Source organism: Conexibacter woesei Iso977N, assembly GCF_000424625.1.
GTDB classification, from domain to species: domain Bacteria; phylum Actinomycetota; class Thermoleophilia; order Solirubrobacterales; family Solirubrobacteraceae; genus Baekduia; species Baekduia woesei_A.
Genome location: NZ_AUKG01000002.1, coordinates 1,295,960 through 1,322,412, shown reverse-complemented (window position 1 = coordinate 1,322,412; position 26,453 = coordinate 1,295,960). Strand labels below are relative to the sequence as shown.

General features: G+C 72.2%; 26 protein-coding genes. 10 read left to right on the top strand and 16 right to left on the bottom strand.

Annotation, left to right across the window (positions count from 1 at the left end; all coding sequences use genetic code 11):
- Positions 1 to 5 precede the first annotated feature (5 nt).
- From H030_RS0118690 to H030_RS0118675, 4 genes are read right to left on the bottom strand one after another with little or no spacing between them, the layout of a single operon-like run.
- Positions 6 to 548, bottom strand: a complete 543-nt coding sequence (locus H030_RS0118690; RefSeq protein ID WP_027007231.1) for a hypothetical protein — start codon at positions 546 to 548, stop codon at positions 6 to 8.
- Entirely contained in the window at positions 545 to 1,093 is a 549-nt protein-coding gene (locus H030_RS0118685) for a hypothetical protein (protein ID WP_027007230.1), read from the bottom strand. Before H030_RS0118685 ends, H030_RS0118690 begins: the two co-directional genes overlap by 4 nt.
- Positions 1,090 to 1,956, bottom strand: coding sequence for a bifunctional methylenetetrahydrofolate dehydrogenase/methenyltetrahydrofolate cyclohydrolase FolD (gene folD / locus H030_RS0118680; RefSeq protein WP_027007229.1), 867 nt, complete (start codon positions 1,954 to 1,956; stop codon positions 1,090 to 1,092). The genes H030_RS0118685 and folD overlap by 4 nt, the downstream gene beginning before the upstream one ends.
- Before the next feature lie 10 nt (positions 1,957 to 1,966).
- Complete coding sequence (locus H030_RS0118675) at positions 1,967 to 4,228, bottom strand: ATP-dependent helicase (protein WP_155892143.1); 2,262 nt, start codon at positions 4,226 to 4,228, stop codon at positions 1,967 to 1,969.
- Between the two features lie 202 nt (positions 4,229 to 4,430).
- On the opposite strand from H030_RS0118675, the gene H030_RS37480 reads away from it, so the two are divergent.
- Both H030_RS37480 and H030_RS0118665 read left to right on the top strand, forming a co-directional pair.
- Positions 4,431 to 4,973: a CAP domain-containing protein gene (locus tag H030_RS37480; RefSeq protein ID WP_196809185.1), complete on the top strand. Its 543-nt coding sequence runs from the start codon at positions 4,431 to 4,433 to the stop codon at positions 4,971 to 4,973.
- Positions 4,974 to 5,009: 36 nt separating this feature from the next.
- Positions 5,010 to 5,924: a queuosine salvage family protein gene (locus tag H030_RS0118665; protein ID WP_035127953.1), complete on the top strand. Its 915-nt coding sequence runs from the start codon at positions 5,010 to 5,012 to the stop codon at positions 5,922 to 5,924.
- Here H030_RS0118665 and cysE read toward each other — a convergent pair.
- A complete protein-coding gene (cysE, locus tag H030_RS0118660; protein WP_027007225.1) occupies positions 5,921 to 6,655 on the bottom strand; it encodes a serine O-acetyltransferase in 735 nt (244 codons plus the stop codon). The genes H030_RS0118665 and cysE overlap by 4 nt on opposite strands.
- 24 nt (positions 6,656 to 6,679) lie before the next feature.
- Between cysE and H030_RS0118655 the strand changes: the two genes are divergently transcribed.
- Positions 6,680 to 7,282, top strand: a complete 603-nt coding sequence (locus tag H030_RS0118655) for an RBBP9/YdeN family alpha/beta hydrolase (protein WP_027007224.1) — start codon at positions 6,680 to 6,682, stop codon at positions 7,280 to 7,282.
- On the opposite strand, the gene cysK is transcribed toward H030_RS0118655, so the two are convergent.
- Entirely contained in the window at positions 7,279 to 8,205 is a 927-nt protein-coding gene (gene cysK, locus H030_RS0118650) for a cysteine synthase A (protein ID WP_027007223.1), read from the bottom strand. The two genes, H030_RS0118655 and cysK, sit on opposite strands and share 4 nt — an antisense overlap.
- A 39-nt stretch (positions 8,206 to 8,244) precedes the next feature.
- Positions 8,245 to 8,454, bottom strand: coding sequence for a hypothetical protein (locus tag H030_RS39225; RefSeq protein WP_155892141.1), 210 nt, complete (start codon positions 8,452 to 8,454; stop codon positions 8,245 to 8,247).
- Positions 8,455 to 8,600: 146 nt separating this feature from the next.
- Between H030_RS39225 and H030_RS33385 the strand changes: the two genes are divergently transcribed.
- Positions 8,601 to 9,815: an MFS transporter gene (locus tag H030_RS33385; RefSeq protein WP_051223093.1), complete on the top strand. Its 1,215-nt coding sequence runs from the start codon at positions 8,601 to 8,603 to the stop codon at positions 9,813 to 9,815.
- Here H030_RS33385 and H030_RS0118635 read toward each other — a convergent pair.
- On the bottom strand, positions 9,812 to 10,138 hold the full coding sequence (locus tag H030_RS0118635; RefSeq protein WP_027007221.1) for a hypothetical protein: 327 nt from the start codon (positions 10,136 to 10,138) through the stop codon (positions 9,812 to 9,814). The two genes, H030_RS33385 and H030_RS0118635, sit on opposite strands and share 4 nt — an antisense overlap.
- 149 nt (positions 10,139 to 10,287) lie before the next feature.
- On the opposite strand from H030_RS0118635, the gene H030_RS0118630 reads away from it, so the two are divergent.
- The 5 genes from H030_RS0118630 (at position 10,288) to H030_RS0118610 (ending at position 14,078) form a co-directional block, all read left to right on the top strand.
- The gene (locus H030_RS0118630; protein ID WP_155892140.1) at positions 10,288 to 10,809 is read left to right on the top strand and encodes a hypothetical protein; all 522 of its coding nucleotides are present in this window, start codon (positions 10,288 to 10,290) and stop codon (positions 10,807 to 10,809) included.
- A gap of 47 nt (positions 10,810 to 10,856) precedes the next feature.
- Positions 10,857 to 11,402, top strand: coding sequence for an RNA polymerase sigma factor (locus H030_RS0118625; protein WP_027007219.1), 546 nt, complete (start codon positions 10,857 to 10,859; stop codon positions 11,400 to 11,402).
- On the top strand, positions 11,399 to 12,409 hold the full coding sequence (locus H030_RS0118620; RefSeq protein ID WP_027007218.1) for a hypothetical protein: 1,011 nt from the start codon (positions 11,399 to 11,401) through the stop codon (positions 12,407 to 12,409). Before H030_RS0118625 ends, H030_RS0118620 begins: the two co-directional genes overlap by 4 nt.
- 250 nt (positions 12,410 to 12,659) lie before the next feature.
- On the top strand, positions 12,660 to 13,316 hold the full coding sequence (locus tag H030_RS0118615) for a hypothetical protein (protein ID WP_027007217.1): 657 nt from the start codon (positions 12,660 to 12,662) through the stop codon (positions 13,314 to 13,316).
- Between the two features lie 60 nt (positions 13,317 to 13,376).
- Positions 13,377 to 14,078 carry a hypothetical protein gene (locus tag H030_RS0118610; protein WP_027007216.1) on the top strand — a complete coding sequence of 234 codons (702 nt, stop codon included), beginning with the start codon at positions 13,377 to 13,379 and terminating at the stop codon, positions 14,076 to 14,078.
- Between the two features lie 7 nt (positions 14,079 to 14,085).
- Here H030_RS0118610 and H030_RS0118605 read toward each other — a convergent pair whose 3' ends face one another.
- The 3 genes from H030_RS0118605 to gltX form a co-directional block, all read right to left on the bottom strand.
- A complete protein-coding gene (locus H030_RS0118605) occupies positions 14,086 to 14,478 on the bottom strand; it encodes an RrF2 family transcriptional regulator (protein ID WP_027007215.1) in 393 nt (130 codons plus the stop codon).
- A gap of 116 nt (positions 14,479 to 14,594) precedes the next feature.
- Positions 14,595 to 15,677 (bottom strand): HDOD domain-containing protein, encoded by a 1,083-nt coding sequence (locus H030_RS0118600; RefSeq protein ID WP_035128717.1) that lies wholly within the window; start codon positions 15,675 to 15,677, stop codon positions 14,595 to 14,597.
- 181 nt (positions 15,678 to 15,858) lie between these two features.
- Entirely contained in the window at positions 15,859 to 17,190 is a 1,332-nt protein-coding gene (gltX, locus tag H030_RS0118595; RefSeq protein ID WP_027007213.1) for a glutamate--tRNA ligase, read from the bottom strand.
- Between the two features lie 48 nt (positions 17,191 to 17,238).
- Between gltX and H030_RS0118590 the strand changes: the two genes are divergently transcribed.
- The gene (locus H030_RS0118590; RefSeq protein WP_035127946.1) at positions 17,239 to 18,108 is read left to right on the top strand and encodes a deoxyribonuclease IV; all 870 of its coding nucleotides are present in this window, start codon (positions 17,239 to 17,241) and stop codon (positions 18,106 to 18,108) included.
- A gap of 382 nt (positions 18,109 to 18,490) precedes the next feature.
- On the opposite strand, the gene H030_RS0118585 is transcribed toward H030_RS0118590, so the two are convergent.
- The 5 genes from H030_RS0118585 to H030_RS0118565 form a co-directional block, all read right to left on the bottom strand.
- Positions 18,491 to 18,856, bottom strand: a complete 366-nt coding sequence (locus tag H030_RS0118585) for a hypothetical protein (RefSeq protein ID WP_155892139.1) — start codon at positions 18,854 to 18,856, stop codon at positions 18,491 to 18,493.
- 10 nt (positions 18,857 to 18,866) lie between these two features.
- A complete protein-coding gene (dnaE, locus tag H030_RS33380) occupies positions 18,867 to 22,424 on the bottom strand; it encodes a DNA polymerase III subunit alpha (RefSeq protein WP_035127944.1) in 3,558 nt (1,185 codons plus the stop codon).
- Positions 22,425 to 22,464: 40 nt separating this feature from the next.
- Complete coding sequence (locus H030_RS0118575) at positions 22,465 to 24,900, bottom strand: hypothetical protein (RefSeq protein ID WP_027007210.1); 2,436 nt, start codon at positions 24,898 to 24,900, stop codon at positions 22,465 to 22,467.
- Between the two features lie 88 nt (positions 24,901 to 24,988).
- Positions 24,989 to 25,159, bottom strand: coding sequence for a hypothetical protein (locus H030_RS39220; RefSeq protein ID WP_155892138.1), 171 nt, complete (start codon positions 25,157 to 25,159; stop codon positions 24,989 to 24,991).
- Between the two features lie 11 nt (positions 25,160 to 25,170).
- Positions 25,171 to 26,445, bottom strand: coding sequence for an argininosuccinate synthase (locus tag H030_RS0118565; RefSeq protein ID WP_035127942.1), 1,275 nt, complete (start codon positions 26,443 to 26,445; stop codon positions 25,171 to 25,173).
- Between the last annotated feature and the right edge of the window lie 8 nt (positions 26,446 to 26,453).

Genomic DNA, 26,453 nt, shown 5'->3' with positions numbered 1-26,453 from the left:
AGGGACTACGGGCCTGGCGGCGCGGTGCGCGCGGGCGGCGGCATGTACGCCAGGGACTCCGGCGTCCGCTTGCGCTCGTCCCTGATCGACAGCAGGCCGCCGAGAGGGATCAGCGCCGAGCATGCCAGGCCGGCGTAGGCGGCCCACTGGACGGCGATCAGCGCGTCGATGCCCGGCTGCGCGACGCAGACCCGGACGAGCAGGACGAGCCAGATCGCGCTGCCGACGATCCACGTCAGCACGCCCGCCCCGATCGGCCACGCGGGCGAGGCGCGCCTGACCGTCATGTACACCAACGCCGCCGCCCCGAGCATCTGGACGCAGAGCAACACCAGCATGAACCAACCCAGCGTCGACCAGGCGTCGAGGGCGTGATGGGTGTTGGAGTACTCGCGGACCATGTCGGCGATGCCGCTCCCGGAGCTCGCGTCGTAGAACGTCGTGCCCGAGCCATGGCCGCGGAGGGCGAACCAGTTCAAGAACAGCAGGACGAACAGCCCGGCCCCACCGGCGCCGGCGAGCAGCTCGCCGGCGCGCAGGCGCGTCACGACGTCGTCGGCGCGGTGCGGGCCGGGGGTGGCATGTAGCCCAGCGACTCCGGCGTCCGCGTGCGCTCGTTGCGGATCGAGACCAGCCCGCCGATCGGGATCAGCGCCGAGAAGAGGAGGCCGAGGTAGGCGGCCAGCTGCACGCCGATGTAGCGGTCGACGCCCGGCTGCGTGATGCAGACGCGGAACAGCAGGACCACCCAGATCGTCGAGCCGACCAGCCAGGTCAGCACGCCCGCGCCGATCGGCCACGCCGGCGAGGCGCGCCTGATCGTCATGTACACCAACGCCGCCGCGCCGAGCATCTGGACGCACAGCAACACCACCATGAACCAGCCGAGCGTCGACCAGCCGTCGAGGTCGACGCCCCTCGTGCTGTACGTGTTCAGCAGGCTGAGGATCCCGCCGCCGCCGAAGTCCTGCGTTCGATCGACGGTGCGCTGCGCGGGGCCGGGGTCGAAGCCGAACCAGTCGAAGAACATCACGACGAACAGCCCCACCCCGCCGACGCCGGCGATCAGCTCGCCCGAGCGCAGGCGGCTCATGCGACCGCGCCCTCGCGCGCGATCATCTCCGCGGCCTGCAGCGTGTTCCTCATCAACATCGCGATCGTCATCGGGCCGACGCCGCCCGGGACCGGCGTGATCGCGCCCGCGACCTCGGCGACCGCGTCGAAGTCGACGTCGCCGTGCAGGCCGTCGTCGGAGCGGTTGATCCCGACGTCGATGACCGTCGCGCCCGGCCTGACCCAGTCGGCCTTGACCATCCGATCGCGCCCGACGGCGGCGACCAGCACGTCGGCCTCGCGGCACACGGCCGGCAGGTCGGCGGTCCGGGAGTGCGCGATCGTCACGGTCGCGTTGGCGGCCAGCAGCAGCTGGGCCATCGGCTTGCCGAAGAGGTTCGAGCGTCCGATCACGACCGCGTGCTTGCCGGACAGGTCGACGCCCGCCTCGGCCAGCAGCACCATGCAGCCGGCGGGCGTGCACGGCCGCAGTCCCTCGCGGCCCAGCGCCAGGTAGCCGGCGCTCAGCGGCGTGAGCCCGTCGACGTCCTTGCGCGCGTCGATCAGGCCGGTCAGGTGGACGCCGTCGAGGTGGTCGGGGACCGGCAGCTGGCAGAGGATCCCGCTCACGCTGTCATCCGTGTTGAGCCGCTCGATCAGCGCCTCGACCTCCTCCGACGCCACGTCCGCGGGCAGGGCGTGGTGGAAGGACTCGATCCCCAGCTCGCCCGCGGTGCGGCGCTTGCTGGCGACGTAGACCTCCGACGCCGGGTCGTCGCCGACCAAGATGGTGGCCAACCCCGGCTTGTGCCCCGTGCGCTCGGTGAACGCCGCGACGTCGCGGCCCACCTCCTCACGGACCTTCGCCCCGATCGCCTTGCCGTCGATGATCTCCGCGCTCACGGCCATCAAGTTACCCGCGCCGTTCAAGGGGTGCGTACTCGGCCATCAGCTTGCGCTCGGCGCCGTCGCGGGCAAAGCGGATGACCACGACGCCGCCCGGCTCGGTGCCGGTCACGACGCCCTCGCCGAACGCCGCGTGCAGGACGTCATCGCCGAGGCGGAAGCCGCCGCCCTTGTCCGCGGCGGCGGCGTTGTCGGCGCGCATCGAGGCCCAGGAGGCGCTTGCGCGCGGCCGGATCCCGCGGTCGGCCGAGGCGCCACCGCCCCACGATCCCTGCGCGCCCTGGCGGTCGACGTACTCCGGCGGGATCTCCGCCAGGAACCGCGACGGCAGCCCGTAGGCGCGCGAGCCGAACACGTTGCGCTGGCGCGCGTGCGTGAGCTGGAGCATCCGCATCGCCCGCGTCATGCCGACGTAGCAGAGCCGCCGCTCCTCCTCGAGGGTCCCCTCGTCCAGCGAGCGGGAGTGCGGGAACACGCCCTCCTCCATCCCGATCATGAACACGATCGGGTACTCCAGGCCCTTGGCGTTGTGCAAGGTCATCAACGTGACCATGCCGGTGTCGTCGCTGAGCCTGTCGGTGTCGGAGCGCAGCGCGGTCTCCTGCAGGAACAGGTCGAGCCGGTCCTCCTGCGCGCGGTGCGAGGCGTCGAACTCGTGCGCGACCTCGACGAGCTGCTCGAGGTTCTCGATCCGCCCCTGGGCCTCGATCGTGCGCTCGGCCTGCAGCGCCTCCAGGTAGCCGGCGTCGTGCAGGATGGCCTCCAGCAGGTCGCCCATCGGGACGTTGTCGGCGACGCGCTCGCGCAGCCCCGACATGATGTCCATGAACCGGCCGATCGACCGCACCGCCGCGGTGCCCAGGCCGGGCACGCCCTGCGGGTCCAGCGCCGCGTCCCAGGTCGAGATCCCCATCGCCTCGGCGTGCGCGAGCACGCGCGACAGCGACGTCTGGCCGATCCCGCGCTTGGGCGAGTTGGCGATGCGCGTGAACGCGATCGCGTCGGCCGGGTTGGCCAGCAGCGTCAGGTAGGACAGCGCGTCCTTGATCTCCGAGCGCTCGTAGAACTTCGTGCCGCCGATGATCTGGAACGGGACGTCGGCCCGGACCAGCGCGTCCTGCAGGACGCGCGACTGCGCGTTGGTCCGGTAGAGCACGGCGATCTCGGCCAGCGAGACGCCCTCGTCGCGCAGCCGCTGGACCTCGCCGAGCACGTAGCGGCCCTCGGCGTGCTCGTCCTCCAGCTCGCGGATCATCACCGGGTCGCCGGGGCCCTGGTCGGTCCACAGCGCCTTCTCCATCTGGTCGCGGTTGTGGGCGATGACCGAGTTGGAGGCGTCGAGGATCGTCTGCGTGGAGCGGTAGTTCTGCTCCAACTTGACGACCGTCGCGTCCGGGAAGTCCTTCTGGAAGTCCAGGATGTTGCGGATGTCCGCGCCGCGGAACGAGTAGACCGACTGCGCGTCGTCGCCGACCACCGCGAGGTTCTGGTGGTCGCCGGCGATCAGCTGCAGCAGGCGGTACTGGGCGTGGTTGGTGTCCTGGTACTCGTCGACCAGGACGTGGCGGAACGCGCGCGCGTACTGCTCCCTGACCTCCGGGAACAGCTCCAGGACGTTGACCATGCGGAACAGCAGGTCGTCGAAGTCCATGGCGTTCATCCGGACCAGCTCCGACTCATACAACTTGTAGGTGTCGGCGATCGTGCGCTCGAAGTGGCTGCCGACCATCTCGGAGTAGTCGTCGGCGGAGCGCAGCTTGTTCTTGGCGTCGCTGATCTGGTGGGCGACCGAGTTGGGGGTGAAGCGCTTGGGGTCGACGTCGAGCTGGTCCAGGCAGCGCTTGACCAGGCGCCGCGAGTCCGACGAGTCGTAGATCGTGAAGCGCGAGGTGTAGCCGAGGCGCTCGGCCTGCTGGCGCAGCATCCGCGCGCAGGCGGAGTGGAACGTCATCACCCACATCGCGCGCGTCGAGTGGCCGAGCAGCAGCCCGACGCGCTCGCGCATCTCGGCGGCGGCCTTGTTGGTGAACGTGATCGCCAGGATCTCCCCCGCGCGGGCGCGCTGGGTGTGCACCAGGTAGGCGATCCGGTGCGTCAGCACGCGCGTCTTGCCCGAGCCGGCGCCCGCGAGGATCAGCAGCGGGCCGTCGCCGTGCAGGACCGCGTCGCGCTGCGGCGGGTTCAGGCCCTCAAGCAGGTCGGCGACGCGCTGGTCGCGGGGCGAGGCGGCTGCGGAGGAGGCGGCGGTGGGTGGGACTTCGGACGGCACCGCTCCAGGATAGGCGCGGCTCCGGCGGCCGCCGTACGGGAGGAAGTGCACAGGTTGGACCCACGACATGTGTGCAGTTCCCGTCGCACCTCGCAGTTGTGCGATGACTTGCGACAGAACGGTGCACGTGCGGGGGACTCACGACGGCACGGCCGCGGCCTACAGGCGCGGCCGTGGACACATCTGGACGCGTTTCGGGGCGGTGCAGGCACTATTCTGCGTGGCGGCGGCCGCCGCCTTCTCATCCCCGGCGGCGGCCGCCAACTCTTCGCCGCCGCGCTGCGCGCATGCGAGCGCCGCGCCGTCGCACCTGTCGACGGCCGCCGCGGCTCATGCGCTGCAGTGCCTGATCAACGGCGTGCGTGCGCAGCACGGGCTGAAGCCGGTCCGGGCCAACGGCAGGCTGCGGCTGGCCGCGCGCCGGCATGCGGGCGACATGGCCGCGCACGACTTCTTCGCACACGACTCCCCGGCCGGGACGACGGTGTCGTCGCGCGTGAGGTCGGCGGGCTACCTCGGCGGCGTCCGGGAGTGGTGGCTGGGCGAGGCGCTGGCCTGGGGCAAGGCGTCGGCGGGCGCGCCGCGGGCGATCCTGCGCGGGCTGCTGAACTCGCCACCGCACCGCAGGATCCTGTTGGACCCCAACTTCCGCGACCTCGGCGTCGGCGTGGCGAGGGGCGCGCCGAGCGGCAGCGACACGGGCGCGCTGACCGTCGACCTCGACTTCGGCCGGGTCATCCGCTGAGGCCCGGCGGGCGGTGGCGGTAGCCTGCGGCGCCGCATGGGTCGCCTCGCCGAGCACGTCCGGAGTTCCTGCGCGCAGATCGCGCGGACCGCGCAGTCGGTCCAGATCGACGTGGAGCGCCTGGGTGCGTACGACCCGAGCGCCGATGGCGCCGCGGTGGTCAGCGATCCGGGGCTGGACCCGGTCCGGCACTACCTGGAGGGCGATGTCGCCGACGTCGCGCTCTACACGCTGGCGCTCGACACCATCAACTTCGGGTCGGGCTGGTTCCCGACGCTGAGCAAGCGCGTCGACCCGGCGACGGGGCGCAGCGTGTCGGGGTACTTCACGGTCGCCTGGAACCTGGCGGACGCGTTCCGAGTCGACGGGCCGTGGGGCGTCTCCGATCTCCGCGCGATGACCACGGCGCGGCTGGCGGGCGTGCTGGGCCAGCGCGCCGACCACGAGCTGATGAGCCTGTACACGCAGGCGCTGCGCGAGCTGGGGCGGTTCCTCGGGGACCGCTCGGCGCTGGACCTGATCGCGTCGGCGGGCGGGTCGGCCGACCGGCTGGCGGCGACGCTGGCGGGCGGCATGGCGCTCTACGACGACCGCGGGTTCTTCAAGCGCGCGCAGATCGTTCCCAATGACCTTGCCTTGGCCGGCGTCGCGGAGTTCGGCGACCTCGACGAGCTGACGATCTTCGCCGACAACCTGGTCCCGCACGTGCTGCGCTGCGACGGGTTGTTGGTGTACTCGCCCGAGCTGGCCGCGCGGATCGACGCCGAGGAGCTGCTGCCCGCCGGCCGCGAGGAGCGCGAGATCCGCGCCTGCGCGCTGCACGCCTGCGAGCTGCTCAGCGCGCGCCTGGACGTCCCGGCTCGCGTGCTCGACATGTGGCTCTGGACGCGCGGCCAGTCACCCGAGCTGAAGGCCCGCCCGCGCCACCGCTGCCGGACGGTCTACTACTAGCCGCCGGCGGGGTTCACGCCGCGCACAGGCCGGAGCTCCTGGACCTGCGCGGGCGGCTCCTCGCCGTTGAGGTCGGCGACGCGCTTCTCCAGGCCGGCGAGGCGCGAGGAGAGCTCCCTGATGGCGTCGGCGACGGGGTCCGGCAGGTGGATCCAGTCGGCGTCCGGGCCCTCCGGGCGCCTGCCGTCGACGCGGACGACGTGGCCGGGGTTGCCGACGACGGTCGCGTTGGGCGGGACGTCGGTGATCACGACCGAGTTCGCGCCGACCTTCGCGCCGTGGCCGATCTCGATCGGGCCGAGCAGCTTGGCGCCGGAGCCGACCGTGACGTTGTCGCCGACCGTCGGGTGGCGCTTGCCGGTCGCGAAGCCGGTGCCGCCGAGCGTGACGCCCTGGTAGAGCGTGACGTCGTTGCCGACGTCGGCGGTCTCACCGATCACGACGCCCATGCCGTGGTCGATGAACAGCCCGTCGCCGACGTTGGCGGCCGGGTGGATCTCGATGCCGGTCGACATGCGCGCGATGTAGGCGATCGCGCGCGGGAGGATCGGGACGTCGGAGTCGTGCAGCGCGTGGGCGACGCGGTGGGCCAGGACGGCCTGCACGCCGGGCCAGGCGATCAGGATCTCGACGCTGCTGACCCCGCGGGCGGCGGGATCGCGCTCGTGCGCGGCGGCGATGTCGAGCCGCAGCTCACGGGTGACGCGACGGAGGATCCCGAAGCCGAGCATCTGCGATGTACCGTACTCGACGGCATGGCTCCGTTACGCGTCCTGATCTTGCACGGTTGGCAGGGGTCCGGCCCCGAGCACTGGCAGACGTGGCTGGCGGGACGGTTGGAGGACGCGGGCGCCCACGTGCAGTACCCGAGGCTGCCCGACTGCGACGTGCCGTGCCCGGACCGCTGGGGCGCCGCGCTGCACCGCGAGCTGCGCGCGTTGTCCCGAGGCGAGGGCGAGCGCGTCGTGATCGCGCACTCGCTCGGGTGCGTGCTGTGGCTGAGGGAGGCCGCGGAGGTGCGGCCGGCGCAGCGCGTCGACCGCGTGGTGCTGGTCGCCCCGCCCTGCCCGGGCGCCGCCGTGCCGGAGCTGGCGAAGTTCTACCCCACGGGTGCCGACAAGGCCGCGATCGACGCCGCGAGCAAGTCCACCAGGTTGGTCTGCTCCGACGACGACGAGTACTGCCCCGGCCGCGGCGCGGCCGAGCACTGGGGCGCGCCGCTGGAGTTGTCGGTGGACCTGCTGCCGGGCGCAGGGCATCTGAACGTCGAGGCCGGCTACGGCCCCTGGCCCGCCATGGAGGCCTGGGCGCTGGGCGAGACCGACTCGCTCGCCTGCGAAGCCTCGCCGGTCGCCTAGCTCGGCGCGAAGAACGGGGCGCTGATGTAGCGCTCGCCGCTGTCCGGGAGGATCGTGACGATCCGCTTGCCGGCGTTCTCGGGGCGCCTGCCGACGGTGATCGCGCCCCAGAGCGCGGCGCCGCAGGAGATGCCGGCCAGGACGCCCTCGCGCGCGGCGGCGAGGTGGGCGGTGGCGATCGCGTCGTCGTCGGAGACCGGGATGACCTCGTCGATGACGTCGCGGTCCAGGACCGCCGGGACGAAGCCGGCGCCGATGCCCTGGATCCGGTGCGGGCCGGGCCTCTTGCCGCTGAGCACCGCGGAGCCCGCGGGCTCGACCGCGATCACCTGCGCGTCCGGGTTGACCGACTTGATGGCCTCGCCGACGCCGGTGATCGTGCCGCCGGTCCCGACGCCCGCGACGAAGATGTCGACCCTGTCGTCCATGGCCTTCAGGATCTCCGGGCCGGTCCCGAGGCGGTGGGCCTCCGGGTTGGCGGGGTTGGAGAACTGGTCGGGCAGCCACGCATCGCCGGTGGCGGCGGCCCTGCGGGCGGCGCCGACGGCCTCGTCCATGCCGCCCATCGACTCCACGATCTCGACCCGCGCGCCGTAGAGCTTCAACAACGCCTCGCGCTCGCGGGACATGCCCTGCGGCAGGAAGATCGCCAGCTCGTAGCCCTTCGCTGCGCAGACGAACGCGAGCGCGATGCCGGTGTTGCCCGACGTCGCTTCGACGATCGTGGTGCGGCCCGGCTCGATGCGGCCCTCGGCCTCGGCGGCGGCGATCATCGCGATGCCGATCCGGTCCTTGACCGACCCGCCCGGGTTGTAGGCCTCCAACTTGCCGTAGAGCTCGACGCCCTCCGGCTCCAGCCGGCTGAGACGCACCATCGGCGTGTTGCCGATGTGGTCGGAGATGTTGCTCGGGATGGTCCCCATGCCGCGACGCAGCCTAGCCGCCGCGGCCGACGAGCCGGGCTACGAGGCGGATCGGGTGCGGTCCGTCACGGCCCTGGCGGCGGCCGCCGCCGGGCGCGACGGCTCGCTCGGCCTGCGCTCGCGCACGATGCGTCCCGCGCGGTCGGCGGGCGAGGCGACGCGGACCGCCATCGCGTCGGCGTGCATGGCGCGGAGGGTGCGCGCGTAACGCCGGATGAGCTCGAGTTGGGCGGGACCGTGGACGCTCATGGGATAAGCCAACCTGGACGAACCCTAGCCGCGCCGGCAGGGGAAGTCCACCCGGTTGAGCGCAAACTGCACGAACTTCGGCCACCGGTCCGGGTGGGGTTCGACCGGATGGCCAGGTGGTCGAGTCATACGTATGATCAGCGGCGATGAGCGACCTCCGCGCCTTGATCGGGCGGCCCCATGCGCTGCGGATGCTGCTCACCGCGCTCGTCGCCCGGCTGCCGGAGGCGATGGTCCCGCTGGCGCTGCTGCTGCTCGCCCGCCACGACGGCGGGTCCTACGCGACGGCGGGCGCGATCGCCGGGGCGTTCGCGGTCGGCGCGGCGGTCGGCGGGCCGCTGCTCGGGCGCGCGATCGACCGCGCGGGCCAGCCCGCGGTGCTGATCGGCGCGGCGGTCACGCGGTCGGTGGCGCTGGCGGCGATCGTCGCGCTGGCGCCGTCCTCCCTGGCCGCCGCGGGCGTCGTCTGCGTCGCCGCGGGCGCGCTGACGCCGCCGCTGGAGCCCGCGCTGCGCGCGCTCTGGCCGGACCTCGCGGGCGACGACGAGCACGCGCTCGCCGCCGCGTACGAGCTGGACGCGGGCGCGCAGGAGCTCATCTTCGTCGTCGGCCCGTTGTTGGTGGCCTTGGGCGTCGCGCTCGGGACGCCCGCGCTCGCGCTCGACCTCGCCTCCGCGATCGGCCTGCTCGGCACCATCGCGTTCGCGACCGCGCGCCCCGCCCGGACCTGGCGCGCCGCGCCCCACGGCGACGGCGGGCCGTCGCACTGGACCGCCGCGGTCCGGGCGCCCGAGGTCGCGCTGCTGCTGGCGATCGGCCTGCTGGCGGGCGCGACGACCGGCGTCGTCAACGTCACCGCGACCGCGTTCGCCGAGCACACGCTCGGGGACCGCGACCTCGCGGGCTGGCTGCTTGCGGCGTGGGCGGTCGGCGCGCTGGCCGGCGGCCTGACCGCCGCCGCGCGCCGCTGGAGGACGCCGCCCGAGCGGCGCCTCACGTGGCTGCTGATCGGCTTCGGGATCGCGTTCGTCCCCGCGCTGCTGGCCCGCGCGACCGGGACGATGGCGCTGGCGCTGGCGATCTCCGGCGCGTTCCTGGCCCCCACGCTGGCGGCGATCTTCGTCCTCACCGGCACCCGCGCCCGCACCGGCGCGATCACCGAGACGTTCGCGTGGCTGACCTCGTCGTTCCTGGTCGGCAGCGCGGCGGGCGCGGCGCTGGGCGGGACGCTGACCGGCTCCGGCTCGGGCGTGCAGGGCTTCGCGCTCGCGGGCGCGCTGTCGCTGGCCGCCGCCGCGCTGTGGTCGGCGCGCCGGGTCCGGCCCACCGCCGCCGCGGTCGGCAAGCACCCGACGCCCTAGCGGCGGCGCATGCGCCGGTTTGCCGCCAGCGCGTGGACCTCGCGGGCGAGGCGCATGAGCGGGTCGTGGTCCTCGTGCGCGGCCCAGAAGCGGCGGTGCTCCGTGGCGAGCCCGCGGCGGTAGGAGAGCGCGAGCAGCAGGCGGGCGCCGAGCGCGGGCTCCAGCGTGAGCGCGACGACGTCCCGGACCGGGACGCGCAGGCCGTCGCCGGCGAGGACCTCGAGGATCCCGTCGTGCAGGCGCGCGGGTCCGGCCGACCACAGCGGCGGGAGCTGCTCGCAGCGGAAGCTCGGTGCGGTCATCGTCAGGGGCTCGCGGAACACGGTGTGGATCCTCGCGGGCGCCGCGCGCGTGCGCCGTGGTGCTCGCAGGCGTATCGGGCGGCGGGAAACCGACCCCTCGCGTCCGCCTGCGCGCCAGGTCGGGGCGATCCGGGTTCACCGCGGGGCGGCACGGGTAAAGCCTGCTCATCATGTTGGGACGTCCATCGCCGGCCATGGTCGTGGCCTGCATCGCCTTGATCGTCGCGCTCGGGGGCACGGGCTACGCGGCGACGCAGCTGCCGCCCAAGAGCGTCGGCCAGAAGCAGCTGCGCAACGGCGCGGTCGGCAACCTCCAGCTGCGCGACCGCTCGATCACCGCGGGCAAGCTCCACAAGGACGCGGTGACCAGCGACGCGATCAGGAACGGCGCGGTCAAGGCGCAGGACATCGCGAAGGGCATCCTGCCGGCGGCGACGTCGTCGGTGCACCAGGTGTCGGGCGACCCGGTCGCGCCGGGCGGCGTCGGCTCGGCCTCGGCGGCGTGCGACCCGGGCCAGCGCGCGACCGGTGGCGGCGGCGGGTTCGCCGGGCCGGCGGTGACCAACGACAAGATGGTGGACTCGATCCCGGTCGGGGACGAGAGGCCGCTGATCCGCTGGCGCGTGACGCTGTTCAACGGCGGGACGCAGCCGCGGACGCCGGTGGCGTACGTGCTCTGCGTCGGGCCGTAGCGCGCGGTCTCGTCACACGCGCGCGGCGGCGCGCATAGTTCCGGGTGGTGGCTCGCACCGATGAACAGCTCCTCGCGGCGGCGGCGCGCGGTGACGCCGACGCGTTCAGCGCCTTCTACCGGCGCCATGTCGCGGCGATCACGGCGTTCCACCGGCGGCGGGCGGGCGGCGCCGAGCTCGCGTTCGACCTGACCGCCGAGACGTTCGCGGCGGTCGTCCGGGGGTTGGAGGGGTTCGACGCGGCGCGCGGGTCGGCGCGCGGGTGGCTGTTCGCGATCGCGCTGAACGAGTGGCGCCAGGCGGTCCGGAGGGCGGCGGTCGAGGACCGCGCGCGGCGGGCGCTGGGGCTGCAGCCGATCGTGCTCGACGACGAGGGGCTGGAGGCGGTGGAGCGGATGGCGTCGCCGGGTGTGTTGGAGGCGGCGCTGGGCGCGTTGCCGGACGCCGAGCGCGAGGCGATCGAGGCGCGGGTGCTGGACGAGGCCGGCTACGGCGAGATCGCCGCGCGGCTGCAGTGCTCGGAGGCGGTCGTGCGCCAGCGCGTCTCCCGCGGCCTGCGGCGCCTGCGCGCGACCGTGGAGGAAGGGCGATGAGCGACCCCTACAAGAACCTGGAGGACCAGCTGCGCGGGGCCGTCGAGGAGCGGCGGCGCGCGCCGGAGCCCGGGTCTTCCCCGCCGCCGCGCCGGCGCGCGCGGTCGCGGTTCACCTGGCCGCGCGGCGGCGCGATCCCGGTGCTGCTCGGCGCGGTCGTGCTCGGCGGCGGCGTGGCGACGGCGGCGGTCGTCGTGCAGCACCGGTCGACCGCGACGCCGCAGGAGCAGGTGCGGCAGGCCATGGACGCCGGGTCGAGGGCGATGCGGACGCTGCCCGCCTGCAGGCACGCCAAGCCGACCCGCCCGCGGCTGATCAGCGAGCCGGTCCCGCCGTGGCTGAGCGACCACCTCGGGATCCTGCGCCGTCCCCAGACCGCCGCGGACCGGGCGAGCGGTGGCAGCCTGCGCTACGCGGTCGGGTCGCTGATCCTGCGCGGCTCGCGCCGGCTCGCCGTCCAGCCCGACGGCTGGTCCTACCGCTTCATGCTCCTGCGCGGCATCGGCTCGTTCTTCCCGTCGCAGGCCGATCCGGTCGGCTGCCTCAAGGGCGCCCGCGCCGCGGCGCTGGCGGCCGCCGCCACCTTCCCGCCCGCCGTCCAGCAGCAGGTGCGCGACCAGGAGGACGCCGAGGTCGCCGGCGTCGAGCGCCTCGCCTCCGGCAAGGCCCTGCAGTACCAGGTCTCCGAGTTCCGGCCCGACGGCATCGAGACCTCCGGCGGCGGCGGCACGATCGAAGCCACCGGCCCGCTCCCCGCAACCTCCGGGATCGGCACCTACCACCACGGCCACGTCCGCGGCCACTCCATCTACTCGCTCATCCCCGACGGCGTCACCACCGTCCGCCTCATCGACGGCTCCGGCTCACCCCGCGCCGAACCGGTCACCATCAAGGTGGTGGACAACTTCTTCCACACCACCCTCCCCCGCCGCTTCGGCCCCTCCATCTTCATCCAATGGCGCTCGCCCTCCGGCCACATCATCCGGACGACCCACCCGCACTTCTAGCTTCGAGCTAGATGTAGTACATGATCGATCTCGACGACCCGCGTCCGTTGAAACTGGCACGGCGGAGACCGCACCCCAGGGTGCAGCCTGTATGCCGGGACCAGACTGCGGAAGATCTAGCACAGCAAGGTGCATCGCGTAGCGCTCTTGACCGACCGCGATGACTCCCCTAGTGTCAGACCGTCGCTGCAGGAGAGCGCTCACAATCGCGTGACCGCCCGAAGCACCGGCCGATGACAGGAGGCCAGAGATGGCTGAAACGATCGCCGATATCGCCGATGCGGCGGTGGAGATCGATGAGGGCGTCTGGAACGCTCTCGAGCACGCGGGATTCCTGCTCGATGAGGACCCCGCCGAGCAGAGGATCGACAGGAAGAAGCTGCGCCTGGCGATTTTTCGGCACGTGATCAAAGCCAAGGTGACAACCAAGGCCGATCGCAAGCTCGCCCTCACAAAGGGCAGGCTGACCAAGCTCGTCATCCCTAACGCGGACGACGACGCCACCGACGACGTGGGCCGCAAGGTCTACCAGGAGCTGTCCCGCGTCGTCTGGAGTGAGGCAAACGAGAACCATTCGGGCGCTGTCCAGACGCTCGTCGGCGACGTCACTGACGACAACGGCCTCGGATACGTGCTCGTTCGGACGAGGGTCTCGATCGACGGGAACCCGACAGACGCGGTCTACGTCACGACCGACTACCAGCGGATCGCGGAGGATTTCACCTCGCCGCTGGGCCAGGCCGTGACCCGTGCGGCGAGGAAGTACGCGATGAACGCGACGATGCTCATCAAGCGCGGTCAGGACGCGAGGAAGGTCCGTAAGGGCCTCGATGGCGCGATGCAAAGCGCGACCGCTCTGGCGACGTCAACGGTCGACCTCGCCCTCTCGGGCGGCGACGAAGCCTAGCGCGCTGGTCCGGGGCCGAGGACGTCATCCTCGGCCCCGGGCCGAGAACGGAGTTCGTTCATGAGCAGGTACACCGACAACAAGCGCCAGATGCTGGCGCTCGCCAAGGAACGCGGAGCAGCGGGCTTCGCGACCAGTGAGTGCGCCGACCCTGGCCTCGTGCGTACTTGGGTCTCAGAGCTGCGCACCGAGGACTATGAGTTCGTGACCTTCAAGCTCCCGGGCGCGTCAGAGGCACGCTACGCGCTCGCCGAACACACGGGCACCGAACACGACAACTACGCGACGCTGCGGGCTTCACATCCGCAGGCGACGGTTATCCGCGACGACCGTAAGCCGCGCAAGCCGCGAGCCGTGCCGATCGAGGCTTCGGAGCGCGCTGACGACGCGCGTCGGAACGCAAGGCGGAGGGCGACGGCGTTCAAGCGCGCCGAGATAAGCGCCACCGACTTGGAGATCTATGTGCGCGGGCGGCGGCGGCTAGCCGAGTCGATCGAGAACGTCACCTCGATCCCGCCGCTTCTGATGTCGGGCACGGTTCCGATCGACGACGTCGCGTCGCTGCTCGAGGATCTCACGGAGCTGCGCGCCTACACGGACACACTGATCTCATATATCCACGACAAGGTCGACGACGCGGCGTTCGCCGAGCGCCTTGCGAAGCTGCGGAACGTTACGGGACGCCCGCCCGAAGAGGCGAAAGCGTTCCTCACCGCGGCCGACAAGCTCGAGCGCGAGCGCGAGAAGCGACTCTCGGCGTAGCTCTACGCTAGATGTAGTACATGACCGAGCCGGCGGACTTGCGGTCCTCTTCGACGACGTCGGCGACGGTGGTCTTGGCGAGGACCTCACGTGCGGCGGCGGCGGCTTCGGCGAAGATGCCTTCGGCGCCGCCGCCGAGGGGGCCGTCGAGGAGCTCGACGATCTCCAGCACGGTGATCTCGGAGGCGGGCTTGGCGAAGGAGTAGCCGCCCTTGACGCCGCGCTGGGACTTCAGGAGACCCGCACGACGCAGGACGGCGAAGAGCTGCTCGAGGAACTGGACCGGGATGCCGCGCTGGCGGGCGAGCTCGCCGATCGGGACGGGGGTGTCGCCGCCCTGGCGGCCGAGCTCGGTCAGGGCCTTCAGCGCATACGGCGACTTCGTCGTGATCGAGAGCATCTCCGTTACGACTCTACGACACGATCCCGTCGAAAGGCATCAAACCCGCCCGGAAAACGACCAAGGGCGTCGCACGAGGCGACGCCCTTGGGCGAGGAGAGACTTGGTGCGACGGCTTAGAGCCAGCCGCGCTCGGTCGCGATCAGCACGGCCTGCGCGCGGTCGACCGCGCCCAGCTTGCCGTAGATGTTGTGCAGGTGGGTGCGGACCGTGGAGGTGCTCAGCGAGAGCTCCAGCGCGATCTGCTTGTAGACCTTGCCCTCGGCCAGCCGCTTCAGCACCTCGAGCTCGCGGCCGCTCAGCGGGCACGGGTCGATCTGGCGCGTCCGGCCGGTCGTCGGGTACGGCAGGTCGTACATCACCGAGCGCAGCTCGCTCGGGCCGAGGCCGATCGTGCGGGCGCACTTCAGCAGCTCGGTCGGCGACACGGCGCCGCCCTGCGAGTAGTGCGCGAGCATGTCGGCCAGGCGGACGAACGCCGCCTCGCCCTGCGCGTCGTCGGCATGGTGGCGCTCGATGACGGACGCAACGGCCTTGGGAAGGCCCCAGCGGCGGGCGAGGACGCCGCCGACCAGCGCGTGGTCGACGCCGAGCTCGCGGCGCTCGCGGTGGATGCGCTCCTCCGGCGTGCGGGCGTTGCCGTGCACCTGGCCCGGGTAGCCGGGGTAGGCGTGCATCAACACCAACTTGCCGATGTCGTGCAGGAGCGCGGTGACCATCAGGCGGTCGCGGTGCTCGTAGCCGGCCTCGGTGGCGAGGCGGTCGGCCGCGCGCTGCGTGGCGACGCCGTGCAGGCGGAAGCGCTCCGGAGCGGCGTCCCACACGGACGAGCGCTCGAAGAAGTCGAAGGTGCGGGCGCGCGTCGCGAGGGCCTGGACGGCCTCCGGCGAGAGCAGCTCGACGGCCTGGACGACCGACTCGACCTTGCCGCGGGTGCGGCCCTCGACCTGGTTGCCCAGGCGCAAGACGCTGATCACCAACGCGACGTCGGACTCGACGGCGGCCACGACCTCGCTGGTCGACACGCGCTCCTGGCGCACGACGCGCAGCAGGCGGTTGCGGGATTCGGCGAGGGCCGGGAAGGCCTCGAGAGCCTCGAAGGCGGCCGTCAGGCGGCGGCCATGACCTTCGTTGTGACGGCGCTGGACATCAGCGGCCGGCGTGTGCTGGCTCGAAGAGGCTGCTGCGGCTGGGGGCATGTCGTCTCTGGGCTCCATGAGGGCAGGGGCGCGGTGATCCGCACCCGTCGTACGACCCGGTTATCGGCAGCCGTGGACGGATGATTGAGGAACTGATCCAACACTTGTCCGGTGCGTTGTCCGACCGTGGTATTCGCCTGTATACGCGGGGTTCCTGGGCCCGCGTTCTGCAACGTTCCGGTCAGGCGTGGTTCAGCGCCGCATCGAGGCGCTTCAGCGACTCGTCGCGGCCGAGGACCGCGAGCGACTCGAAGATGCCCGGCGAGACCGTCGTCCCGGCCAGCGCGACCCGGATCGGCTGGTAGACGTCCTTGGGCTTGCGCTCCGGATCGGCCTCGACGACCTCGCGCAGCGCGACCTCGAGGTGCTCGACGTCGAAGGTCGACGTGGTGGCGATCGCCTCGCGGGCCTGGACGAGCGCGTGGCGGTGGTCGGCGTCGTGCCACTTCTCGCGCGCCTTGGGATCGTCCTGCGGGCCGTCGAAGAGGAAGCCGGCCAGCGGCCAGAAGTCGGCGAGCGTGCCGATCTTCTCCTGCGAGATCGCGACCGCCTCGCGCAGGCCGGTGCGGCCGGTGAACTGCTCGACGCGCTTGGTGAGCTCATCGACGTCCATCTCGCGGATGTAGCGGCCGTTGAGCCACGTGAGCTTCTTGACGTCGAACTGCGCCGGGTTCTTCTGCACGCGCGCGACGTCGAACTGCTCGGTCAGCTCGTGGGTGGTGAGGATCGTCTGGTCGTCGGCGGCGCCCCAGCCGAGCAGCGCGAGGTAGTTGCGGACGGCCTCGGGCAGGAAGCCCGCGTCGCGCAGCTCCTGGACGGACGCGGCGCCGTGGCGCTTGGAGAGCTTCTTGCCGTCCGGGCCGTGCAGGAGCGGCAGGTGGGCGAAGAGCGGCGGCTGCGCGCCGAGCGCCTCGTAGACCAGCAGCTGCTTGGGCGTGTTGGAGAGGTGGTCCTCGCCGCGGACGACGTGGGTGATCTGCGCGTCGAGGTCGTCGACGGCGACCGCGAAGTTGTAGAGGACGCTGCCGTCGGCGCGGGCGATCACGGGGTCGTCCATGTGGACGTGCTGGAAGACCGTGTCGCCGCGGATGAGGTCGTGGACGGTGGTCGAGCCCTCGTCGGGGACCTTCAGGCGGACGGCGCCCTCGGCCTCCGGCGTGCCGCGGAAGCCCTTGTCGGCGCCGTGCTGCTCCTTGAACTTCCTGACGTCCTCGCCGGTCGCGGTCGACCTGTAGGCCTTGCCCTCGTCGAGCAGCCTCTGCAGCAGCTCCTGGTGGCGGTCGGTGCGCGAGAGCTGCGAGATCGGGCCCTCGTCGTAGTCGAGCTCCAGCCACGTCAGCGCGTCGAGGATCTGCTCGACGTTCTCGGGCGTCGAGCGCTCCTTGTCGGTGTCCTCGATCCGGAGCACCAGCGTCCCCGCGTTGCCGCGGGCCATGAGCCAGTTGTAGAGGGCGGTCCGGGCGCCACCGATGTGGAGGGCGCCGGTCGGGGAGGGAGCGAAGCGAACGCGCATCAATGCGCACTCTAGGTGACGGGCTCATGCGGTAGGACTGTGGATCACATGCTCATCGGCGCACACGTCTCCCCCGCCGGCGGCCCCGCGAAGGCCGTCGAGCGCGGCACCGAACGCGGTGCTCGCGCGATCCAGATCTTCAACCAGAGCCCGCGGATGTGGAGGCCGACGGTCTACAGCGACGAGGCGGTCGCGGACTTCAGGACGGCGATGGCCGACAGCGAGGTCGACGCGCTGATGATCCACGCGGTCTACCTGCTCAACGCGGCGACCGAGGACGACGAGATCCGCAGGAAGACGCTGACGTCGCTGACGACGTCGCTGCAGGCGGGCGACGCGCTGGGCGCGGTGAGCGTGGTCCTGCATCCGGGGTCGGCCAAGACCGGCGAGGTCCCGCCCGCGATCAGGCGAGCCGGAGAGGTGATCCGGGAGGCGCTGGCCGAGTCGGAGAACTGCGCGCTGCACCTGGAGAACACCGCGGGCGCCGGCGGCACGCTCGGGCGCTCGTTCGGCGAGCTGGCCGCGCTGATCGACGCCGCCGGCGGCGACGAGCGGCTCGGCATGTGCCTGGACTCGTGCCACCTCTACGCGAGTGGCTACGACATCCGGACCGCTGAGGCGTTGTCCGCGGTCCTGGACGAGGCCGACGCCGCGGTCGGCCTGGACCGTCTCGGCTCGCTGCACTTCAACGACTCCGTCGGCGCGCTGGGCAGCAACAGGGACCGCCACGCCGACGTCGGCGAGGGCGAGCTGGGCCGCGACGGCTGCGCCGTGTTCCTGAGCGAGCCGCGCTTCGACGGCCTCCCGGTGATCCTCGAGACGCCCGGCCCCGACAGGAAGGGCCCGACCGCCGAGGAGCTCCAGCTCTGCCACACCCTCCGCGCCGAGGGCGAGAAGGCGCGCAAGAAGCGCAGGTAGGCCGCGGCGGGCGCCGGGGCGCCATGCCCAGCGATCCGGGCCTGGCTGCCTGGACCTTCGGCCAGGTGCGGTGGTTTCTAACCCGCGGACCCTGGAGAAACTGCTTGCGGGCGGCTTCGCCCAACGCATGGGAAGCGCGTGAGTGCGGCCCCCGCCCCCGGTCCAGCGACAGAGCGGGGGCCGCATTCGCGACCGTACCGCTCCGCGGGCAGTCGTTGGGGGAAATCACTCACCCGCGACTGGGTGATTGCCACCCCACATTCCGGTTCACCAATCCACTCAGAGACGCTGCGCGCAGCCCTTCCTTCGCTGCCGCCGCGGCACGGCCACCCCGTCGCGTCGTCACCCCTGCTCGACGCGGCGGGCGCCGGCCCGCCGACGATCAGCCGGGGCGCTCGGGGCGAACGCCAACCGACCGCGACCGGATCTCCCGCCAGCGCTGCAGCAGGCCCCAGACGACGGCTGTCTGGCAGAGCACCAGCCCGGCGGCGTAGCTCATCCACGCGTACTCGTTGTCGCTGGAGCCGAGCTCCACGCCGACGACCAGCGCGAGCGGCGGCGCCGGCAACGCCCACCACCGCGTGAGGTAGCCGGCCGCCCAGAAGAGCGGCACCGCGAGGAAGCCGACGATCCCGAGGTCGCCGTCTGCATCCCCCGCGCCCCAGAACCCGCCAGCGGCCACCGCGGTGGCCGCCGGCAGCACGAGCCAGCGCCAGCGATGACCGGCCGGGGCCCCTACGGCCGGCATCGCGCGCGGCTCAGACCGGCGCCGGTGTGGCCTCGGCGGCGGCCGGCGCCGGGAGCGCCTGGGGGCCGAGGATGCGGGCCAGCTCGGCGCGCAGTGATGGTGTCGGGTTGACGCGGTAGTCGGAGCCCAGCTTGAGCAGGCGGCCGCCGGCGGAGGTCTTGACGTCGAGGACGACGTCGGACTCGCCGACGTGGTTCTCGAAGATGTCCTTGAGCGTCTGGATGATCGAGGCCGGCAGGCTGTTGGCGTCGAGCAGCAGCGTCAGGGCCTCGGGGCCCTTGGCGACCTCGACCGCCTTGGCGCGGGCGATCTCGACCTCGGCCTCGGTCGGCTCGAACTTCTCGCACGCCTGGACCTTGATCGTCAGCCCGCGGTCGTCGTTGCCGACGCGGCCGCGGACGGTGATGATCGAGTCGATCTGCGCGACGTGCTCGTACTCGGCGAGCTGGTCGCCGAAGAAGATCAGCTCGACCGAGCCCTCGAGGTCGTCGAGCGTCGCGAACATCATCATGTTGCCCGTCCGCGTCTTGAGCTTGCGCGCGGCGGTGATGATCCCGCCGACCGTCGTCCACTCGCCGTCCTTGGTCCTCGGCAGCTCCGACAGCGGCTTGTCGACCGCCTCCATCAGCGCCTCGCGCACCTCCTTGAGGGGGTGCATCGACAGGAACAGCCCGATCGCGTCCTTCTCGTGGGCGAGCAGCTCGTTCTTCTCGAACTCCTCCTCCGGGATCGGCGGGTGCGTCGGCCCGGCGAACGCGGCCGCGGCACCGTTGTCGCCGCCCCCACCGCCGCCGGTGTCGAACAGGTCGAAGATCGACCCCTGCCCGATCTCGGCGTCCTGCTGGACCTTCTGGCCGGCGCCTTGGGCCTGCTCCAGGACCGACAACATGCCCTTGCGCGACGCGCCCGTCGAGCCGAAGGCCCCGCACTTGATCAGCGCCTCGATCGACCGCTTGTTGACGGCCTTGGGGTCGACGCGCTCGCAGAAGTCCCAGATCGACGTGAAGTTGCCGCCATCCTCGCGGGCGCGCTTCATCGCCTCGACCGCCGCGTAGCCGACGCCCTTGACGGCGTCCAGCCCGAAGCGGATGTTGCCATCCACGACGACGAACTCGTGGTCGGACAGGTTGACGTCCGGGGGCAGGATCTCGATCCCCATCTCGTCGCAGCGCGCGGCGAAGAAGGGCACCTTGTCCTTGGTGTCCATGACCGACGAGATCAGCGCGGCCATGTACTCCGCGCAGTAGTTGGCCTTCAGCCACGCCGTCCGGTAGGAGATCAGCGCGTAGCACGCCGCGTGGGACTTGTTGAAGGAGTAGTCGGCGGACTTCTCGTTGGTCGCCCAGAGCCAGTCGATCGTCGACTGCGCCACGCCGTTCCTGGCGGCGCCCTCGCGGAACATCGGCTCCAGCTTGGCCATCGCCGCGCGGTTCTTCTTGCCGATCGCCTTGCGGAGGTCGTCGGCCTGCGCCCCCGTGAAGCCCGCGAGCTCCTTGGAGATGAGCATCGACTGCTCCTGGTACAGGATCACCCCGTACGTCGGGCCGATGATCGGCTCCAGGCGCTCGTCGGCGATCGAGACCAGGTCCGGGTTGCGCTTGCCGCGCGCGTAGGTCGGGATCTGCTCCATCGCGCCCGGGCGGTAGAGCGACACCAGCGCGACGAGGTCGTCGAACTCGGACGGCCTGACCTTCTTCAAGGCCTCCTGCATGCCGTCGGACTCGAACTGGAACACGCCGACCGAGTCGCCGGCCGCGAGCATGTCGTAGGTCTTCTGGTCGTCGAGCGGCAGCCGCGCCATGTCCGGCCGCTCGCCGGTCGAGCGCGCGATGATGTCCAGCGCGTCCTCGATGACGTCGAGGTTGCGCAGGCCCAGGAAGTCCATCTTGAGCAGCCCGAGCTCCTCCACGGGCTTCATCGAGAACTGGGTGACCTGGCGGTAGACCCTGTTGCCGGACGCGTCGGTCTCGTTGGCGTCGGCGAGCTGCAGCGGCACGACGTCGGTCAGCGGCATGCCCGCGATCACGACCGCCGCCGCGTGGATCGAGTTGTTGCGGACGATCCCCTCGAGGCCCTTGGCGACGTCGACGATCTGCTTGGCGATCGGGTCCTTGTCGTACTCGGCGCGCAGCGGCTCGCCCTCGGCGAGGCAGTCGTCGAAGGACGGCGGGCGGCCCATGATCGGGTCCGGGATCAGCTTCGCGAGCTGGTCGCCCTGGCTGGCGGGATGGCCGAGGACGCGTGCCGCGTCGCGCGTGGCCGCGCGCGGGAACATGCGGCCGAAGGTGATGATCTGGGCGACCGACTCGCGGCCGTACTTCTCCACCACGTAGGCCATGACGCGCTCGCGGCCGCGGACGGAGAAGTCGATGTCGATATCCGGCATCGACACGCGCTCGGGGTTCAGGAAGCGCTCGAAGAGCAGGTCGTAGCGCAGCGGGTCGAGGTCGGTGATCCTCAACGTGTAGGCGATGATCGACCCGGCGGCCGAGCCACGGCCCGGGCCGACCGCGATGCCGTTCTCCTTCGCCCACTTGACGAAGTCCCACACGATCAAGAAGTAGGCGTTGAAGCCCATCTTGTCGATCGTCGCCAGCTCGAACTCCATGCGCTCCATCGCGGCGGCCGGGATCGGGTCGCCGTAGCGCGCGCGCATGCCCTCCATGACGCGGTCGCGCAGGTACTGCTTCTCGTCCTGGCCCTCGGGCAGGAAGCGCGGGATCAGCTGCTCGCCGAGCGAGATCTCCACGTTGCAGCGGTCGGCGACCTCGAGCGTGTTCGCGACGGCGTCGGGCCACTCCGCGAACTTCTCGTGCATCTCCTCCGACGAGCGCAGGTAGAACTCGTTGGTGTCGAAGGTCATCTTCGGCGCGGCGAGCGTCGACTTCGTCTGCACGCACAGCAGCGCCGTGTGGTGGTGGTAGTCCTCGCGCTTGAGGTAGTGGACGTCGCCGGTGCCGACGAGCTTGCCGCCCGTCTCCCGCGCGATCCTGACGATCCCGAGGTTCGCCTTGTCCTGGTCGGCGATGCCGTTCTTCTGGACCTCGAAGTAGACGTCCTCGGGGCCGAAGACCTGGACGAGGTCGTCGATGTGGCCGCGGGCCTCCGCCTCGTTGTCGGCGATCAGGCGCTGGCAGAAGCGGCCGGCGAGGCAGCCGGTGAGCGCGATGACGCCCTCGGCGTGCGCCGCGAGCTGCGCCATGTCGAGCGACGGCTTGCCGCGGTGCAGGCCCTCGAGGAAGCCCATCGAGCTGAGCTTGACGAGGTTGCGGTAGCCGGCCTCGTTCTCGGCCAGCAGCGTGAGGTGGTTGCGCTCGACGCGGCCGGGCGCGCGGTTGGCGTGGTCGTCGACGAGGTAGATCTCGCAGCCGAGGATCGGCTTGACGCCCTCGTCCTTGGCGGCCTTGTACATCTCGACCGCGCCGTTCATCACCCCGTGGTCGGTGAGTCCGAGCGCGGGCTGGCCGAACTCGGCGGCGCGCTTGGCAAGCGCCTTGATGTTGCACGCGCCATCCAGCAGCGAGTACTCGGAGTGGACGTGCAGGTGGACGGCGGCGGACTGGCTCACGGCTGGATCGAGGTTAGGGGGCGGTTCGGATGGGTCGGGGCTAGCGGCCGCCGCGCTGGGCGCGGTCGAACCAGTGCAGGAGCGTGCGGACAGCGGCGAGATCGCCCTCGACGTGCGCGTCGGACGGGTCGGCGGTCCCCGCGAGGACGGCGGCGAGTCGCCCGGCGGACACGTGCAGCGTCGCCGGCGCGGGCGGCGCGCCGTCGGCCGGGAGGATCGCCAGCGGGCCGATGCCGGAGGCGGCGACGCGCCAGCGGTCGGCCTGCTCGGGGGCGATGTCGACGGTCAGGCCCTTGGTCCACGCGGGGTCGACCGCGCGGGCCAGGACGGTCAGCAGCAGGCCCGGCGACGGCGCGATGCCGGTCTCCGCCAGCTCCTGCAGGCCGACCGGGCGGCGGCGGGCCTTGATCAGCTTCTTGAGCTGACGGCGCTGGGAGACGCGCGCGCCCGGCAGGCGCCACGACGTGCCGCCGGTCGCCAGCGGGACGAGCTTCTCCAGCGGCCCGGCCGCGCGCGGCTCGGCGCCGATCGTCTGGCTGCCCGACGGCAGGCCCACCCGGATCTCACCGTCGCCGATCGCGACCCGGTGGGTGCCGCCGGCGTCGACATCCAAGATGTAGGCGAACGGCGCCGGGACCAGCTCCGCCTGCAGCGGCAGCAGCCCGACGACGACCAGCTCCGCGATCTCCGGCTCGTCCCTGGCGAGCGCGACCAGCGCATCCCGCAGCCACGGCCCCGGCTTCTGGACCGGCGACCGCGCGGGCAGCAGCTGCCGCGCGGGCGAAGCATCGGCGGCCGGAGGCGCCTCGGCGGCGGGCGGCTCGGGAGCGACGGCGGCGGGCGGGGGATCGGCGAGGGCGGGCTCCTCCGCGATGAGCGGCTCGGGAGCGACGGCGGCCCAAGGATCGACCGCGGGCAGAGGCGCCTCGGCGGCGGGCGGAGGATCGGCGAGGGCGGGCTCCTCCGCCGCGGGCGGCTCGGGAGCGATGGCGGCCGGAGGTTCCTCGACGGCGGGCGGCTCGGGAGCGACGACGGCCGGAGGCTCCTCGACGGCGGGAGGCTCAGGGGTCTCTTCGTCGATGGTGGTGGCGGCGCGGAGGCGAGCGGCTGCTGCGGAGAGGTCGAGGCTGAGGGCCGGCGAAGTTGTTGTAGGGGTTGCTGCTTGGAGGGCGTCGAGGGCGGAGCGGAGGGAGGCGAGCGTCGAGGGGCTCGTCGGCGTGGGCGGGGTGAAGCGGGAGCGGAGGTCGGTCAGCTCGGCCTCGACGTCGGCGAGGCGGGCGCGGTCGGCGTCGCCGCGGCGGCGCTCCGCGTCCAGCTCGGACTCGGCGACCCAGCGGGCCGCGCGCTCGGCTTCGAGCTGCGCGACACCCTCCTGCAGCTCCGCGACGCGCTCGCGCATCGCGGCCAAGGACGACAACAACTCGTCCTGCCCGGAGGCCAACGCGATGACGGACTCCACGCGCGCCTGCAGCTGCGCGATGCGCTCGCCGTCCCCGGCCCGGACCGCGTCCAGCTCCTGCGTGACCGCGGCCAGCGCCGCGTCGCGCCGCGCCAGCTCGGCCCGCAGCGCCTCGACCTCACCGCGCGAAGCCGCACGGGCCTGCGCCTCCGCGACCTCGTGACCCAGCGAGCCGACGCGCTCACGGGCCTCCCCCAGCTCGCGCTCCAGCGCGATCGTCCGGACGCGCTCGGCGCCGAGGACGGACTCGAGGCCGGCGCGCTCGCGCTCCAGGTCGGTGACGCGCCCGCGCGCGGTGTCGAGCTCGCCGCGCAGCTCGGCGAGCTCGCCATCGGCGCGCAGCCGCGCGCTGCGCTCGGCGCCGAGGGCAGACTCGGCGGCCTCGAGCTGCTCGCGCAGCCCGCGCGCCGCGACGCCCAGGCGATCCCGGACCGCCGACACCGCCGCCTCGACCGCCTGCACGCGCTGCGACAGCGCCGCGCGCTCGGCGGCGATCCGCGCTTCAAGTTGATGGTCTCGCGCAGGCACAGGCGCAGCCGCCGGCTCCGGCCGCCGCGCCAGCTCGGCGCGCAGCAGCAGGCCCTCGCGCTCCAGCGCCTCGCGCCGCTCGCGCTCGGCGGTCGTGCGCAGCCGCTCGTCCTCCAGCGCGCGCCGCGCCCTGTCGCGCTCGGCCGCCACCACGGCGACCTCCGCCTCGGCCGCGGCCAGCCGCTCGCGCAGCGCCGCGAGCTGCGAGCCCGCCAGCTCCCGCGCCGCCGCGGCCTCGCCCTGGGCCTCCAGCCGCTGCTGCTGCTCGGCCCACTCGCGCTGGCGCGTCCCGGTGACCTCGGACTCCAGCCGCGCGACCTGGCCGCGCAGCGCGTCGCGCTCGGCCGCGACCTCGCCCAGCCGCCGCTCGGCCTCCAGCAGCCTCAGCTCCAGCGTCGCGTCCTCGGACACCTCGGCACGGCGCGCCCGCCGCGAGGCGAGCACCTCGGGGTCGACGACGTTGCCGCTCTCGGACGGAGGCTGGGTCATGCACGCGCAAGACTAGGTCTCGCACCGGATGGATTCGCCGCCGAACGACCGCTCTTCCCGCAAATCGCGAGGATCTGCGGGAAGGCGGCTAGCTCGCGTTGCGGTGCGACGTGCCCTTGACGACCAGCGCGCCGACGCCGACCGCCAGCACGCCGAGCGCCACGTAGCGCCTGGTGGAGGAGCCACCCCCGCCATAGCGCTGCTTGACGTACCACTTGGCGCCGTTCCAGACGGCGTATCCCAGGATCTTGTAGCCCATCGGCTACCTACCTACCCGCGGTCCTCGTTGCGCAGACGCCAGGCCAGCCGCGACTGCAGCGACCACAGCTCGATGAAGCCCGGCGACGCCTGCTGCGAGAACAGCCCGCCGGACTCGCTGAACGTCGCGAGCTGCGCGTCGTAGACGGCGTTCGGGGACTCGCGGGTGACGACGCGCGCCATGCCCTTGTAGAGCTTCATGCCGATCTTGCCCGTCACGTACCGGTTGACCTCGTTCATGTACGCGTCGATGTCGGTCCGCAGCGGCTCCCACCACAGGCCCGCGTAGACGAGGTACGCCCACTGCTGGTCCAGGCTGCTCTTGAAGCGGTTCTGGTGGATCGTGCCGACCAGCCGCTCCAGCTCCGCGTGCGCGGGCAGCAGGATCGCCGCCGCCGGCACCTCGTAGATGTCGCGCACCTTCAGGCCGACGATCCGGTCCTCGATGTGGTCGACGATCCCGACGCCGTGCTTCATGCCCAGCGCGCCGACGCGGTCCAGCAGCTCGACGAGCGGCAGCCTCTCGCCGTTCAGCCCGACCGGGACGCCGGCCTCGAACTCGATCTCCACGACCTCGGACTCGTCCGGCGCCTCCTCCGGGCGCGTCACGAGCTGGAAGACGTCGTCGTCCGGCGCGTGGTCGAGCTCCTCGATCCACTTGCCCTCCGACGACCGGCCCCAGATGTTGTCGTCGATCGAGTACGGCGCGGTCTCCGTGCCGCCCTTGACCGGGATCCCGTGCTCGCGCGCGTAGGCGATCTCCTCGTCGCGGCCCATCTTCCAGTCGCGCACCGGCGCGATCACCTTCAGCTCGGGCGCGAGCGTCGCGACCGTGCCGTCGAGCCGGACCTGGTCGTTGCCCTTGCCCGTGCAGCCGTGGGCGATCGTGTCGCAGCCGGTCTCGCGCGCGATCTGCACCGCGATCTTGCCCAGCAGCGGTCGGCCCAGCGCGGTGAACAACGGGTAGTTGAGGCCGTAGATGGCATTGGCCTTGATCGCCGGGACGATGTACTCGGCGGCGAACTCCTCGCGCGCGTCGATCACGCGCGCGTCGATCGCGCCCAGGCGCAGCGCCTTCTCGCGCACGACGTCGTAGTCCTCGCCGGGCTGACCCAAGTTGATGGTCAACGCCACGACCTCGGCCCTGTACTGGTCCTGGATCCACTTGAGCATGACGCTCGTGTCGAGGCCGCCGGAGTACAGCAGGCACACGCGGCCGACCTCTTCGGGACGGGCCAGGTAGGACGCGGCGGGTTCGTGGGGCTGGAGGAGCTGATCGTCAGACATGGGGTGCG